This window comes from Cupriavidus sp. FW306-01-F10A (assembly GCF_058782785.1).
The window spans coordinates 12,988-26,749 of record NZ_JBYSYA010000016.1; the positions used below are offsets into that span (position 1 = coordinate 12,988).

Here is a 13,762-nt window from a genome sequence, read left to right on the forward strand (position 1 = left end):
GGCTTACTGCGGCTCAGGCCATTGCCGCTGGGGTTCCGAGGCGCGCTCGAACCAGTGCGCCAGCTGCAGCACGCCCAGGTCGTCAAAGCGCCGGCCGGAGATCTGCAGCCCGATGGGCAGGCCGTCGCGCGACATGCCGCAGGGGACCGATGCCGCGGGCTGTTCGGAGTGGTTGAACACCGCTGTGAAGTGAGAGTCCTTGAGCGGCAAGTCGCCGCCGCTGTTGATGGCATCGGCGGCGAAGGGCAGCACCGGTGACACCGGCGAGATCACGAAGTCATAGGGCTGGGTCGCGGCCACGGTGGCCTCGCGCAGCTGCTGCATGCGCGTGAAGGCCTGGAAGGTCTGCTCCGGCGTGAGCTTGCCGGCAAACTCGGCGGCCTTGCGGATGTAGCCTGCCGCCAGGCTGGCGCGCTCCGGCGGCATCCCGGCCAGGTCGACCCGGCAGCGCATGGTGAAGAAGTGCGCCATGCCGATGCGCATGTCCATGGTGGTCCAGTCGCGCACGGGTTCGACCACGGCACCGCCTTGCTCGAACAGGCGCGCTGCCGCCAGCACCGCCGTGCGGACTTCGGCATCGACCTGCCAGTCGCCGGTCGGGTCCAGCCACAGGCCGATGCGCAGCCCGCGGATATCGCGCTCAAGCTGGTGCCAGGCGATGTCCTGCGGCGGCAGGCTCATGTAGTCGCGGGCATCGGGGCGCGAGATGGCCTGCATCGCCAGCGCGGCGTCGGCCACGGTGCGCGTCAGCGGGCCGACCACGCGCGCGGCGGCTGGCGGGTGGACCGGCACGCGGCCATGGCTGGGCTTCAGGCCGAATACGCCGCAGAAGCTGGCGGGAATACGCACCGAGCCGCCGATATCCGTGCCCAGGTGGATCGGGCCGTAGCCCGCCGCGGCCGCGGCGCCGGCGCCGGAACTGGAGCCGCCGGTGTTGCGGTCCAGCTTCCACGGGTTGCGCGTGAGCGGATGGAAGCTGGACGGCGCCGCGCCCAGGAAGCCGAAATCCGGCATGGTGGTCTTGCCGACCACGATCGCGCCGGCCTCGAGCAGGCGCGCCGCGGCCGGCGCATCGGCCGGCGCCGGCGCCAGCACGGTGGCGGCGCTACCGAGCGGCACCGGCGTGCCGCGCGTGGCGATGTTCTCCTTCAGCGTCACCGGCACGCCGTCGAGCGGGCCGTTCGGGGTGCCTGCCAGCCAGCGCGCCTCGGCGCTGCGCGCGGCGGCCAGCGCTTGCTCGGCATGCACCACGTACATCGCACGGATGCCGGGCTCCCAGTGTTCGATGCGGTCCAGCACCGACTGCATGACTTCGACCGGGGAGAGTTCGCGCTGGCGGTAGTTGCTGAGCAGGTCGGCGGCGCTGAGTGCGTAGAGCGGAGTTTTCATGGTTTTGTCCAAGAGGGTTGGCTGGCGCTTGGGAATCTGCATGGCCGGCGTTACTGCACACCGAACGGGTAATGGCGTCCCGGCGCGGCGGCCAGCAGCGCGCGGGTGTAGTCCTGGCGCGGCGACAGCACGACGTCGCGCGTGGCGCCTTGCTCGACCACGCGGCCCTTGTGCATGACGATCAGGCGGTCGCACACCTGGCTGGCCACGCGCAGGTCGTGGGTGATGAAGAGGATGCCGATGGCAAGCCGCTGCTGGATATCGGCCAGCAGCTTCAGGATCTGCGCCTGCACCGAGACGTCCAGTGCCGACACCGCTTCATCGGCGATCAGCACGCGCGGCTCGCACGCCAGCGCGCGGGCGATGCAGATGCGCTGGCGCTGGCCGCCGGAGAACTCGCTGGGGTAGCGGTGCAGCGCGTCGGGCCGCAGCCGCACCAGTTCCATCAGCGACTCGGCGCGTTGCCACGCCTGCGCAGGCGTCGCGCCGAAATTGACCGCGCCTTCGACGATGGACTGGCCCACCGTGCGGCGCGGATTGAGCGAGCGGTTGGGGTCCTGGAACACCACCTGCACCATGCGCCGGAACGCGGACAGCTGCGCGCGGCGCGGCAGTTGCTGCGCCGCTTCGGGCAGCACCTGGATATTGCCCGCGGACGGTTCGATCAGCCGCGCGATGCAGCGCGCCACCGTGGACTTGCCCGAGCCGGACTCGCCCACGATGCCGACGGTCTCGCCCGCCCGTACCTGCAATGACACATCGGTGGCCGCCTCGACCACGCGGCGCCGGCCCGGCCAGGCTCCTGAGACATAGGTCTTGCCGATGCCGCTGGCGTCGAGCAGCAACGGCCGCCGCGCCACCGACGGACGCTGCGCGGGCTCCAGTCCCGGCACGGCATTGAGCAGCATGCGGGTGTAGTCCGCATCGGGCTGGCGCAAGACCCGGTCTTTCGGCCCGCTTTCCACCTGGCGGCCAAGCTCCAGCACCACCACCCGGTCGGCAATGTCGGCGACCACGCCGAAGTCGTGCGTGATGAACAGCACCGCGGTCTGGTTCTCGTGCTGCAGTTCGCGCACCAGTGCCAGGATCTCGGCCTGCGTGGTCACGTCCAGCGCGGTGGTGGGCTCATCGCACACCAGCAGGGCCGGGCGCAGGATCAGCGCCATGGCGATGACGATGCGCTGGCGCTGCCCGCCGGACAGCTGGTGCGGGTAGGCGTCGTAGATCCGCTCGGGATCCGGCAGCCGCACGCGCGCAAAGATCGACAGCACGCGCTCGCGCCGCTGCGCGGCGCCCAGGCTGGTGTGCTGCGCCAGCATTTCCTCGACCTGCCGGCCGCAGCGCATGACCGGGTTCAGCGCGGTCATGGGTTCCTGGAACACCATGGCCACGCCGGTGCCGCGCAGTTCGCGCCGGCGTGCTGGGGAGGCTGCCAGCAGGTCTTCGCCGGACAGGGCGATGCCGCCACCCGAGACCTTCAGGCCTTCGGGCAGCAAGCCCATCACCGCGCGCGCGACCACGGACTTGCCTGAGCCCGATTCGCCCAACAGGCAGACCACTTCGCCGGGCATGACGTCGAAGGACACCCCCTGGACCGCATGCGGCCGGTCGGCGCCGGGCGGCAGGTCGATGCGCAGGTCGCGCACGCGCAGGCAGGGCGTGGCCGAGTCCGCGGCCGCGGTCGTGTTCATTGGCATCATCAGGCGCTCCGCTTGCTGAACCTGGGGTCGAGAGTGTCGCGCAGGCCGTCGCCGAGCATGTTGACGGCCAGCACCGTTACCGCCAGGAAGGCGCCGGGCAGCAGTACGCTGTGCGGATGCGAGGTGAAGTGGGCGCGCCCCTCGGCCATGATGTTTCCCCAGGTGGGGATGTCGGTGGGCAGGCCGATGCCGAGGAAGGACATCACCGCTTCCACCAGCATCGCGCCGGCGCAGATAAAGGTGCCCTGCACCAGCAGCGGCGCGATGGTGTTCGGCAGGATGTGGCGCAGCATCAGTTTCCAGGTCGGCGTATCGAGCGCAATGGCGGCCTCGACATAAGGCTCTTCACGCACCGACAGCACCACCGACCTGACCAGGCGCGCCACGCGCGGCGTGTCGGGCACGGTCATGGCCACGATCACCGTCAGCAGGCTGGGCCGCCAGGCGGCCACCAGCACGATGGCGAAGAGAATGCCGGGAATGGCCATCATGCCGTCCATCACGCGCATGATGAAGCCGTCCAGCCAGCGCACATAGCCCGATACCAGCCCGACCACCAGCCCCAGCAGCACCGAGGCCAGCGCCACCGACACCCCGACCGCCAGCGAGACCCGCGCGCCGTACAGCGTGCGGCTCCAGATGTCGCGGCCCAGGCTGTCGGTGCCCAGCGGGAACAGGCGTTCGAAGGCATCGCCGGCCAGGGTTACGATCTCGGCGCGCGTGAAGGGGGGCAACTGGCCGCTGGCGGGGTCCATGGTGTTGGGATCGATGGTGTAGAGCCAGGGCGCGGCCACGGCAAGGAACAGCATCAGGCCGAGGATGGCGCCGCCGGCGCGCACGGCACCGTTGGCCAGCACCGGGCGCAGCCGAGAGGGACGGGCGCCGGTGCCGGGCGGGGCGGATTCGATGGCAGTGGTGAGTGAGGTCATGGGGCTCTCAGTAGCGAATGCGGGGATCGAGCAGCAGATAGCTCGCGTCCACCAGCAGGTTGATGACCACGTACGAGACCGAGAAGAACAGCGTGATGCCCTGGATCAGCGGGTAGTCGCGCGAGAGCACGGCATCCACCGTGAGCTGGCCGACACCGGGAATGGCGTAGATGCTCTCGGTCACGACCACGCCGCCGATCAGGCCGGCCAGGCTCAGCCCGATCACGGTGGCGATCGGCACCGCGGCATTGGCCAGCGCATGGCGCGTCAGCATGCGCCACTCTGGAATGCCCTTGGCGCGCGCGGTCTGCACGAAGTCCTCGGTCAGCGCTTCGGACACGGCGGCGCGGGTGGTGCGCGCCACCAGCGCGCACGACATCACCGACAGCGTGACGCAGGGCAGGGCCAGGTTGCGCAGCCATGGCCAGATGCCGTCGGCCAGGCGGCTGTAGCCCTGCGACGGCAGCCAGCCCAGGTGCAGCGAGAACACCCAGATCATCAGGTAGCCGGCCACGAAGATCGGCACCGAGAAGCCCAGCACGGAGCCGCGCATCACCAGGCGGTCGAGCCAGCGGCCGCGCCGGTAGGCCGCCAGCGTGCCCAGCGGCACCGCCGTCAGCACGGTCAGCACGATGGTCAGCGCCGCCACCGAGAGCGTGGGTTCCAGCCGCTGCGCGATCAGCGTGGTCACGGGCATCTTGTAGAAGAAGGAATAGCCCAGGTCGCCGCCCAGCACGTGGCCGAGCCAGCCGATGAACTGGCGCGGCAGCGCTTGATCCAGCCCGAGCTGGGTGCGGATGCGGGCGATGTCTTCCACGCTGGCGGCGTCGCCGGCAATGGCCGCGGCCGGGTCGCCGGGCGTGAGCCGCAGCAGCGTGAAGACGATGACAGCCACCACCGCCAGCACTGGCACGGTGGCCAGGCTGCGGCGGAGCAGGAAATTCATCATGGCACTACCTCGTTGGGGGAAAGGGAGGTCAGCAGGCTGGCGGCACGGCAGCCGGGACCGCGGGTGGCGATCCCGCGCGAGGGCGGGACCGCGGGCGCCGTAGCGGGCTATTGCTTGCGCACGTTCCAGTACAGCACCGCCGGTGCCGGCAGCAGGCCGCTGATCGCGCCGCTGCGCACCACGGTGGGCGCCTTGCCTTCGCCGACTGGCGCCAGGATGCCGTTTTCGATGGCGCGCAGCTGGATCCTGGTGGCGATGTACTTGCGTTGCGCGGCGTCCGCGGTTTCGATGAAGCGGGTCTTGAGGGTTTCCAGCTCGGCGTCTTCCGGCCAGCCGAAGTAGCCGCGGTCGCCGTTGCCGGTCAGCGGGCTGTAGGTGATGGGGCTGCTGGCGTCGACGCCGCCCCAGAAGGTGATATAGGCATTCCAGCCGCCTTTCTCGGGCGGTTCCTTCCTGGTGCGGCGCGTGATCAGGGTGCTCCAGTCGGTAGCCTGCACGTCGACATTGAAGCCCACCTGCTTGAGCAGCTGGCCGTAGACCACCGGCAGGCGGCTCAGCGCGGGGGCATCGCCCGGCAGCATGATTACCACTGGCTTGCCGTCATAGCCGGACTCCTTGAGCAGCTTGCGCGCCTGTTCGAACTGCGGCTTGCCGGTGAAGAAGCCGGTCTGGTCGCTGGCATAGGGCGAGCCGCACAGGTAGATCGAGGCGCACGGCTTGTAGAAGTCGCGGTAGGTGGCCTGCGCGCGCAGCATCGCTTCCTGGTTGATCGCCAGCATCGCCGCCTTGCGCACCCTGGCGTCATTGAACGGCGGCACCTTGTGGTTGTAGATCACGGTGAAGGGGCCGGCGGGCATGATGTCGAACATCTGCACCCGCTTGTCGGTGCGCAGTTGCGGATAGTGCGATGCCGGCACGACCTCGAGGATATCCACCTCGCCGTTGAGCAGCGCGTTCACCTGGGTCTGGGTATCGCGCAGGAACACCCATTCGACGCGGTCGACGTGCACGGCCTTGCCGCCGGCCAGGCCGGACGGCGCATCCTTGCGCGGCACATAGTCGGGATTGCGGCGGTAGACCACGCGGTCGCCGGGCCGGAAGTCCTCCTTCTTCAGTGTGAAGGGGCCGGAGCCGGTCAGGTCGTCGATCTGCTTGTCGGCAGGCGTTTCAGCAACGCGCCTGGGCATGATGAACGGCACCAGCGGGCTGGGCTTGCCCAGCGCATCCAGCACTGCGCCGAAGGGCTGGCGGAAGGTCATGCGCACCGTGGCCGGGCCTTCGGCGGTGATGCCGGCCATGGCTTCATACATGCGCTGGCCCAGCACGTCACGCTTGCCCCAGCGCGCCAGCGAGGCGATTACGTCCTGCGCGGTGACCGGGGTGCCGTCATGGAACTTGAGCCCTGGCCGCAGCGTGAAGGTCCAGGTCTTGTTGTCGGCGCTGGTGGTGGTCTTGTCCACCATCTGCGGCCGGATCACGCCCTTCTCGTCCATGCCGAACAGGGTGTCGTAGATCATGAGGCCATGGTTGCGCGTGATGTTCGCGGTGGTCCAGACCGGGTCCAGGATCTTCAGGTCGGACGACGGCACGGTGCGCAGCACGGTCTCGGCGATTGCACTGCCGGCGGACATGCATGCCAGGGCGCACAACGCGACGGCACCGGCATGGCGAAGCGGGATTGCAGACGTCATGGTCATCATCTCTCGGGCAGGGTGGGTGGCAAAGGTGCCGGTCAGGGCGTGGTGGTGCCGCGCTCGCGCAGCTTCTGGAGATACCGCTCGAAGGACTCGCGCGAGGCCGCCTCGGCTTCGATCAGCTTGACCAGCGTGGCGCGCAGCGCGTCGATCTCGGCCGGCGTCAGGCAGTGCAGGAAGCCCGCTTCCAGCTCGATGCCGAGCGGCTCGGCGCGCCGCACCAGGTCGACGCCGGCCTCGCTCAGGAACAGGCACACCTGGCGCGCGTCTTCCGTGCTGATCTCGCGCTGCACCAGGTCGCGCTTGACCAGCGCCCCAACCAGCTTGGACGCCAGCGTCTTCTCGATCGCCGACTGCTGCACCAGCTGGCCCATGGTGATGCCAGGCGCCGATCCGATCATCCGCAGCAGGCGGATGTCCCGCAGCGAGACCCCGAACTTCTCTTCGTACACGCGCGAGCCGCGTTCGCGCGTGCGCTCGGCGGCCATGTCGAGCAGGATGTTGATGTAGTCGGACTTGAGCCGGAGGGCGCGTGGCATGGATAGATGAAAAATTCGATAGTTGAAAATTTCAACAAATAATAGTGACCGGGGCGGGGGCTGGGCCATGAGGGATTTCCCGGGGTAGGGCAATGCGGCGCTGCGCCATGCCTGGCAGGACTTGGCCCGCGCCGCGCGGGAATCACGCCGGGCGGGGTGCTGGCCTAGACTGCGTTGGCATCCCTCGCGCGCCGCACTCCCGCGGGCACCACAGAAGGGAGCCAGGACAGGAGACACACCGATGCAACACCGTTCCGCACGGCTGCGCGCAGCCGTGGCAGCCATGCTGCTGGCGGCCATCCCGGCGGCAGTCTGCGCCGCCGATCCCGCCTCTGCCGAACCCTACCCGTCGCGCCCGCTGACCATCGTGGTGCCGTCCGTGGCGGGCAATGTGAACGATGCCGTGGCGCGGCTGATCGGGCAGGAGCTGACCAGGAGCTGGGGCCAGCCAGTCATCGTCGACAACAAGCCGGGCGCCGGCACTACTACGGGCACCAAGTACGTCGCCCGCGCGGCAAAGGACGGTTACACCGCACTGCTCACCTTCACCGCGCACGTGCAGAATCCGTCGTTGTATCGGGGTATCGGCTATGACCCGATCGCGGACTTCACGCCGGTCAGCGAGGTGGCGATCTCGTCCACCATCCTGGCGGTGTCGCCGGACTTCCCGGCGCGCACGCTGCCGGAGGTGGTGGCGCTGCTCAAGGCCAATCCCGGCAAGTATCCATACGGATCGTATGGCGCGGGAACGACCGGCCATATCCTGGGTGAGTTGCTCAAGCGCGAGGCCGGGCTGCAGATGGAGCACGTCGCCTACAAGGGCGGCGCGCCGCTGGCCACCGACCTGGCGGCCGGCCATGTGAAGCTGGGCTTTATTGCCGTGGGCACGGCCATGCCGCTGCTGCAGGGCGGCAAGCTGGTGCCGGTGGCGATCGCCGGCGCGGAGCGTTCGGCGCTGCTGCCCAAGGTGCCGACCTTCCGGGAGACCGGCTACAAGGGCTTCGAGCCCGATGCGTGGATGGGCCTGCTGTTCCCCGCCGGCGTGCCCAAGGCACGGGTCGATGCCTTGTCGCGCGAGGTCGCGCGCATCGTGCGCCTGCCGGAGATCGCGAAGAAGATGCAGGACCTGAACCTGGTGCCGGTCGGCAGCACGCCGGAAGCCTTCGCCACGGTGATGAAGAACGACCGCGACAAATGGAGCCGGATCATCAGCGATGTCGGCATCACGCTCGAATGACAGGAGTCCCGATGCAAGAGACCGATTACCTTGGGCTGGTCTGCTCCCGCTGGTGCCACTGGAGCGAGCTGGAACTGCAACGCCTCCCGCGCCAGCCGCTGGCGCCGGGCCAGGTGCGCATCCGCGTGCGCCATGCCGGGGTGGGCTTTGCGCTGAGCCTGTTTGTGTCCGGCAAGTACCAGCGCAAGCCGCCGCTGCCGTTCACGCCCGGCACCGAGGCCGCGGGCGAGATCATCGAGGTGGCGCCTGATGTCACCCGCCTGCACCCGGGCCAGCGCGTGGCCGCGGCGCTGGACTGGGGCGGCTTCGCCGAGGAGGCGGTGGCCACTGCGGACACGGTCTATCCGGTGCCTGACGGGCTGGAACTGGCCCAGGCGGCGGCGCTGCCCGTCACCTTTGGCACGGTCTGGGCGGCGCTGGCGTGGCGCGCCGCGCTGCAGCCGGGCGAGACCATGCTGGTCCATGGCGCCAGCGGCGCGCTGGGCACGGCCGCGGTGCAGGTGGGCCGGCTGATGGGCGCGCGCGTGATCGCCACCGCCAGCACCGAGGCCAAGCGCGAGGCGGCGCTGCGCAACGGCGCCGCGCATGCGCTGCCGTCCGACGCGGCCACGCTGGCGGCAGCGGTCAAGGCGTTGTGCCCCGCGGGCGGGGCCGACGTGGTGTTCGATCCGGTCGGCGGCGATCTCTTCGACGCCTCGCTGCGCTGCGCGGCGCCGGGCGCGCGGCTGCTGTCGATCGGCTATGCCAGCGGGCGCATCCCGGAGGTGCCGGCCAACCTGCTGCTGGTGAAGAACCTGACCCTGATCGGCTTCAACTACGGCTACTACATCGGCTGGGGCCTGACCGACGAGCGCCGGCGCTTTGCGCAGCCGGTGCAGGCGATGGTGGCCGAGATCATGCAGGCGGCAGCCAGCGGCAAGCTGGCGCCGCCCGTGCTGCAGCACTTCCCGCTGGGCGACTGGCTCAACGCCGTCGACACCACGATGTCGCGTCGCGCCATCGGCAAGGTCATGCTGGATATCTGAACGGAGAGCACGACATGCACCATGCACAAGCGGCAACGGAGGATGCCATGTTCGAGGGCCTGACCGTGCTCGACCTGAGCCAGGGCATCGCCGGCCCGTATTGCGGCCTGATCCTGCGCCAGCAGGGCGCGCGCGTGATCAAGGTGGAGCCGCCGGGCGGCGACTGGTCGCGGCAGATGGGGCGCATCCGCGCCGGCCAGACCGCGATCGCGGTCGCCTGCAACGCGGGCAAGGAGAGCGTGCTGCTGGACGCGCGCAGCGACAGCGGCCGGGCCGCCATCGCCAGGCTGGCGCAGCAGGCCGACGTGGTGATCCAGAACTTCCGCCCCGGCGTGGCCGAGCGCATGGGCGTTGGCTACGAGGCGCTGGCCGCGCGCAACCCGGCGCTGGTCTATGTCTCGATCTCGGGCTACGGCCATGCCGGCCCGATGGCGAACATGCCGGCGGTGGACACCACCATGCAGGCCTTCAGCGGCCTGATGCACCTGAACCGCGACAGCGCCGGCCAGCCGCGCCGCATCGCCTTCTACATGGTCGACCTGAGCACCGGGCTCTATGCGGCCCAGCATGCGTCGGCAGCGCTGTACAAGGCCGCGCGCAACGGCCGCGGCCGGCACGTGCGGCTGTCGCTGCTGGAGACCAGTGCCGCGCTGCAGTCCTACCTGATGGTGGATGACGCGATGTTCCCCGATGCGGAGCTGGCCGTGGCCAATGCGCCCACCGGGCTGTTCGATGCGGCCGATGGCCGGCTGTACCTGAGCATGCTCAACGACGCCATGTTCGTGCGGCTGGCAACGCTGCTGGGTTTCGACGACTGGCTGGCCGATATCACGCTGCACACCAGCGCCGGCCGTCTGCCGCGCGCGGCGGAGCTGGGGCGGCGCGTGGCGCAGGCCATTGCCGCACAGCCGCTGGCGCACTGGGAGGCGCTGCTGACCGAGCACGATGTGCTGTTCGCGCGCGTGGGCCATGCACGGGACCTGCTGCAGAGCGCGCAATGCGCGCAGGCAGGCGTGTTCGGCCGGCTGCGGCTGGCAGGGATCGGCGAAGTGCCGTGGGCCAACCTGCCAGGCATGGCAGGATCGGAACGGCCGGCAGGGAATGCGCCGGCGCTGGGTCAGCATACCGAAGCGGTGCTGGCGGAGTTCGGCATCGGCACCTGAAAGCGGCGCCGGAAAAGAAAAACGGACGGTGCGCAATGCGTACCGTCCGTGTTCCGTTGTGCGTTGGTAGGCTCGATTGGACTCGAACCAACGACCCCCACCATGTCAAGGTGGTGCTCTAACCAGCTGAGCTACGAGCCTAGCGAAGGCGCGAATTATAGAGACGCCTTTTCGATTGCGCAAGCACCCCCGCGAACTTTTTGCGTGGATGCCTGCGCTTGTGCCGTGCGCGGCGCGTCAGGCGCCGGTGATGCGGTCGCGCAGTTCGCGCTTGAGCACCTTGCCGATGGCGCTGCGCGGCAGGCTCTCCACCTCATGGATCGCGGCCAGCCGCTGGGTCTTGCCCAGGTGCTGGTTGGCCCAGGCCAGCACGTCCTGTGCCGTGGCGCCGCTGCCGGCGCGCAGCACGACGAAGGCCACCGGGGTCTCGCCCCAGCGCTCCGACGGCACGCCCACCACCGACACGTCGGCCACCGCCGGGTGTTCGCGCACCACCGCCTCGAGATCGCTCGGGTAGATGTTGAAGCCGCCCGAGATGATCATGTCCTTCTTGCGGTCCATCAGCACCAGGAAGCCGTCTTCGTCAAAGCGGCCGATGTCGCCGGTGCGGATAAAGCGCTGGCCCTGCGCGTCGTGCCACTCGGTCTCGGCGGTTTTTTCCGGCTGGTTGTGGTAGCCGTTCATCATCGCCGCCGAGCGGCCCACCACTTCCCCGGTGCTGCCGGGCGGCAGCTCGCGGCCCTCGTCGTCGATGATGCGCACGTCGGCACCGGTGGCGGGGCGCCCCACGGTATGCAGCTTGTCGGGGAACTGGTCGGCGAACAGCAGGCAGCCGCCGCCGCCTTCGGTCATGCCGTACAGCTCGGTCAGCGCGCCCGGCCAGCGCCGCAGCACTTCGGCCTTCAGGGCGGGGCTGAACGGCGCGCTGGTGCAGAACTTCTGCTGGAAGGACGACAGGTCATGGCGGTCGAACTCCGGATGCGCCAGCAGCCGCTGGTACTGCACCGGCACCAGCATGGTGTGCGTGGCGCGGTGCTGCTGCGCCAGCGCCAGGTACTGGCCCGCATCGAACTTGGCCATCAGGATCGCCGTGCCGCCCAGGCCGATGGTCGGGAAGAAGCTGGCCAGCGTGGTGTTGGAGTACAGCGGCGTCGACAGAAGCGTCATGGCATGCGTGCCGTAGCCGGTGGCGGCGCCGCGCGACACATGGGCCCAGCGCATGCCGTGCGACTGCACGATGCCCTTGGGGGTGCCGGTGGTGCCCGAGGAATAGATGATGTTGAGCGGCATCTCCGGGCGGATCACGGGCTCGGTCACCGGTGTGCCGGCGGGTGCCAGCCAGGCCTGGTACGGCTGGCCTGCGTCGCTGCCGTCCAGCGTGACGATGGGCGTGGCGGCCAGCTGGTCGCGCACCGGTTGCAGCACGTCGGCCACGCTGGCGTCCGTGAACAGGATGCGCGCGCCCGCGTCGGCAACCATGCCGGCCAGGCTGTCCGGCGTGGATGACGGTGCCAGCGGCGCCACCACTACGCCGGCGCGCACCGCGCCCAGGTACACCGCGGCGTATTCGATCGAGGACGACGCGCAGATGGCGATGGCCTCGCCGGGGCGCACGCCGTCGCGGGCCAGCGCCGCGGCAATGCGGTCCATGGCGGCATCGAGGCCGGCATAGTCGAGCACGCGCTCGCCATGCATCAGGGCGCGCTGCGTGGGGCGCTGCGTGGCGTGCTCGCGCACGAGCACGGACATGGTGGTAAAGGGGCGTTGGAGCGGGGTCGGTTGGATCATGTTCGGCAAGGGAATGCGGACGCCGGCCTGGCGGCGCCCGATGAGCAATGATGGAGCGAAGCAGGCTTACTGGATCTGTGCGCCGGAGTCCTTCACCACCTTGCTCCAGCGGTTGATCTCGGCGTCGATATGGGTGCGCAGCGCGGCGGGCGTCGAGCCCACCGGCTCATAGCCGTTGGCGGCCAGCGTCGCCTTCAGTTCGGGCTGGCGCAGCACCGTGGCAATCTCGGTGCTGAGCCGGTCGATCACGGGCTGCGGCGTGCCGGCCGGTGCCAGCATCGCGTACCAGCCGGTGATGCTGATGCCCGGCACGCCGGCCTCGGCCAGCGTCGGCACCTCGGGCGCGACCGCGGCGCGCTGGCTGCCGGTCACGGCCAGTGCGCGCAGCTTGCCGCTCTTCACATGCGGCAGGGTGGTGGAGATGCTGTCGAAGGTCAGCTGGACCTCGCCCGACAGCATTGCCGTCACCACCTGAGCGCTGCCTTTGTACGGAACGTGGGTCATCTTGATACCCGCGACCGAATCGAACAGTTCGCCCGCCAGGTGGCCGGTATTGCCGTTGCCGGCCGAGGCGAAGGTCAGCTTGCCGGGCGCGGCCTTGGCCTCGGCAATCAGCTCTTTCACGTTGGTGGCCTGCAGCGAGGGGCTCCCTGCCAGGATCATCGGCAGGTTGGCCACCAGCGAGACCGGCGCGAAGTCCTTGCGCGTGTCATAGGGCAGCTTCGGATACAGGCTGGCATTGATGGCATGGGCGGCCAGCACCATGATCAGGGTGTAGCCGTCGGGCTTGGCCCGGGCCAGCGCCTGGCTGGCGATGGTGCCGCCGGCGCCGGGCCGGTAGTCCAGCACCACGGGCTGGCCCAGGCGCTCCTGCAGCCTGGCTGCGACCGGGCGGGCCAACAGGTCGGCGCTGCCGCCCGGCGGGTAGGGGATCAGCAGCTGGATCGGGCGCGATGGCCAGGTCTCGGCGCTGGCGCCGGACGGCAAGGCGGTTGCGGCCGCGGTGGCCAGCATGCCGGCCAGCCATGCGCGGCGGCCCCAGGCGCGGCGGCGGGATGCGATCAGGGATGCCATCAGCTTGTCTCCTCGTTATGCCGGCCGCGGGCGCAGCCGTTGTCCCTTGTCGCCAGGTCGGGCTGGGATGTTGGTGTCACAAACGGTAAAGGCGTAAGCGCGCCAGCGGAATTCTTAAATCGATAAGTCTGGCTTTTTGCAGGCGAAGCGGTAGGGCGGCCTGCAATAATCTTTGTGAATGAGGAGATTTTTCCGGTTGGCCGTGTCCAGAGGCTAGAATCTTTGCAATCAGGGAGATTTCTTGATTTTCCCGCCTGGAAACACTAAAGTCTTTG

General features: G+C 69.3%; 11 protein-coding genes and 1 tRNA gene. 3 read left to right on the forward strand and 9 right to left on the reverse strand.

Annotated features, from left to right (window positions below; all coding sequences use genetic code 11):
• Nucleotides 1–3 precede the first annotated feature (3 nt).
• The 6 genes from AC3WLF_RS21555 to AC3WLF_RS21580 all read right to left on the reverse strand — a co-directional run bounded on the left by AC3WLF_RS21555 (nucleotide 4) and on the right by AC3WLF_RS21580 (nucleotide 7,200).
• On the reverse strand, nucleotides 4–1,389 hold the full coding sequence (locus AC3WLF_RS21555; protein WP_492358819.1) for an amidase: 1,386 nt from the start codon (nucleotides 1,387–1,389) through the stop codon (nucleotides 4–6).
• Between the two features lie 50 nt (nucleotides 1,390–1,439).
• Nucleotides 1,440–3,089 carry a dipeptide ABC transporter ATP-binding protein gene (locus tag AC3WLF_RS21560; protein WP_492351144.1) on the reverse strand — a complete coding sequence of 550 codons (1,650 nt, stop codon included), beginning with the start codon at nucleotides 3,087–3,089 and terminating at the stop codon, nucleotides 1,440–1,442.
• Nucleotides 3,089–4,018, reverse strand: coding sequence for an ABC transporter permease (locus AC3WLF_RS21565; RefSeq protein ID WP_492351143.1), 930 nt, complete (start codon nucleotides 4,016–4,018; stop codon nucleotides 3,089–3,091). The genes AC3WLF_RS21560 and AC3WLF_RS21565 overlap by 1 nt, the downstream gene beginning before the upstream one ends.
• Nucleotides 4,019–4,025: 7 nt before the next feature.
• A complete protein-coding gene (locus AC3WLF_RS21570; RefSeq protein ID WP_492358820.1) occupies nucleotides 4,026–4,967 on the reverse strand; it encodes an ABC transporter permease in 942 nt (313 codons plus the stop codon).
• 107 nt (nucleotides 4,968–5,074) lie between these two features.
• Complete coding sequence (locus tag AC3WLF_RS21575; RefSeq protein WP_492358821.1) at nucleotides 5,075–6,658, reverse strand: ABC transporter substrate-binding protein; 1,584 nt, start codon at nucleotides 6,656–6,658, stop codon at nucleotides 5,075–5,077.
• 41 nt (nucleotides 6,659–6,699) lie between these two features.
• Nucleotides 6,700–7,200 (reverse strand): MarR family winged helix-turn-helix transcriptional regulator, encoded by a 501-nt coding sequence (locus tag AC3WLF_RS21580; RefSeq protein ID WP_010814193.1) that lies wholly within the window; start codon nucleotides 7,198–7,200, stop codon nucleotides 6,700–6,702.
• Between the two features lie 241 nt (nucleotides 7,201–7,441).
• Here AC3WLF_RS21580 and AC3WLF_RS21585 point away from each other — a divergent pair, with 241 nt between their 5' ends.
• From AC3WLF_RS21585 to AC3WLF_RS21595, 3 genes are read left to right on the forward strand one after another with little or no spacing between them, the layout of a single operon-like run.
• Nucleotides 7,442–8,437: a Bug family tripartite tricarboxylate transporter substrate binding protein gene (locus AC3WLF_RS21585; RefSeq protein WP_492317855.1), complete on the forward strand. Its 996-nt coding sequence runs from the start codon at nucleotides 7,442–7,444 to the stop codon at nucleotides 8,435–8,437.
• 11 nt (nucleotides 8,438–8,448) lie between these two features.
• Nucleotides 8,449–9,462 (forward strand): NADPH:quinone oxidoreductase family protein, encoded by a 1,014-nt coding sequence (locus tag AC3WLF_RS21590; RefSeq protein WP_492351141.1) that lies wholly within the window; start codon nucleotides 8,449–8,451, stop codon nucleotides 9,460–9,462.
• Nucleotides 9,463–9,476: 14 nt separating this feature from the next.
• Nucleotides 9,477–10,625, forward strand: coding sequence for a CaiB/BaiF CoA transferase family protein (locus AC3WLF_RS21595; RefSeq protein WP_492317853.1), 1,149 nt, complete (start codon nucleotides 9,477–9,479; stop codon nucleotides 10,623–10,625).
• 64 nt (nucleotides 10,626–10,689) lie between these two features.
• On the opposite strand, the gene AC3WLF_RS21600 is transcribed toward AC3WLF_RS21595, so the two are convergent.
• The 3 genes from AC3WLF_RS21600 to AC3WLF_RS21610 all read right to left on the reverse strand — a co-directional run bounded on the left by AC3WLF_RS21600 (nucleotide 10,690) and on the right by AC3WLF_RS21610 (nucleotide 13,487).
• Nucleotides 10,690–10,766 (reverse strand) — tRNA-Val (locus tag AC3WLF_RS21600).
• A gap of 96 nt (nucleotides 10,767–10,862) precedes the next feature.
• On the reverse strand, nucleotides 10,863–12,413 hold the full coding sequence (locus AC3WLF_RS21605; protein WP_492358822.1) for a class I adenylate-forming enzyme family protein: 1,551 nt from the start codon (nucleotides 12,411–12,413) through the stop codon (nucleotides 10,863–10,865).
• A 66-nt stretch (nucleotides 12,414–12,479) separates the two neighbouring features.
• Complete coding sequence (locus AC3WLF_RS21610) at nucleotides 12,480–13,487, reverse strand: tripartite tricarboxylate transporter substrate binding protein (RefSeq protein WP_492351139.1); 1,008 nt, start codon at nucleotides 13,485–13,487, stop codon at nucleotides 12,480–12,482.
• Between the last annotated feature and the right edge of the window lie 275 nt (nucleotides 13,488–13,762).

What these genes read in the sequence shown, in the direction of transcription:
- AC3WLF_RS21555 (WP_492358819.1), bottom strand. Translation starts at nt 1,389, where the DNA reads ATGAAAACTCCGCTCTACGCACTCAGCGCCGCCGACCTGCTCAGCAAC.
- AC3WLF_RS21560 (WP_492351144.1), bottom strand. Translation starts at nt 3,089, where the DNA reads ATGATGCCAATGAACACGACCGCGGCCGCGGACTCGGCCACGCCCTGC.
- AC3WLF_RS21565 (WP_492351143.1), bottom strand. Translation starts at nt 4,018, where the DNA reads ATGACCTCACTCACCACTGCCATCGAATCCGCCCCGCCCGGCACCGGC.
- AC3WLF_RS21570 (WP_492358820.1), bottom strand. Translation starts at nt 4,967, where the DNA reads ATGATGAATTTCCTGCTCCGCCGCAGCCTGGCCACCGTGCCAGTGCTG.
- AC3WLF_RS21575 (WP_492358821.1), bottom strand. Translation starts at nt 6,658, where the DNA reads ATGACGTCTGCAATCCCGCTTCGCCATGCCGGTGCCGTCGCGTTGTGC.
- AC3WLF_RS21580 (WP_010814193.1), bottom strand. Translation starts at nt 7,200, where the DNA reads ATGCCACGCGCCCTCCGGCTCAAGTCCGACTACATCAACATCCTGCTC.
- AC3WLF_RS21585 (WP_492317855.1), top strand. Translation starts at nt 7,442, where the DNA reads ATGCAACACCGTTCCGCACGGCTGCGCGCAGCCGTGGCAGCCATGCTG.
- AC3WLF_RS21590 (WP_492351141.1), top strand. Translation starts at nt 8,449, where the DNA reads ATGCAAGAGACCGATTACCTTGGGCTGGTCTGCTCCCGCTGGTGCCAC.
- AC3WLF_RS21595 (WP_492317853.1), top strand. Translation starts at nt 9,477, where the DNA reads ATGCACCATGCACAAGCGGCAACGGAGGATGCCATGTTCGAGGGCCTG.
- AC3WLF_RS21605 (WP_492358822.1), bottom strand. Translation starts at nt 12,413, where the DNA reads ATGATCCAACCGACCCCGCTCCAACGCCCCTTTACCACCATGTCCGTG.
- AC3WLF_RS21610 (WP_492351139.1), bottom strand. Translation starts at nt 13,487, where the DNA reads ATGGCATCCCTGATCGCATCCCGCCGCCGCGCCTGGGGCCGCCGCGCA.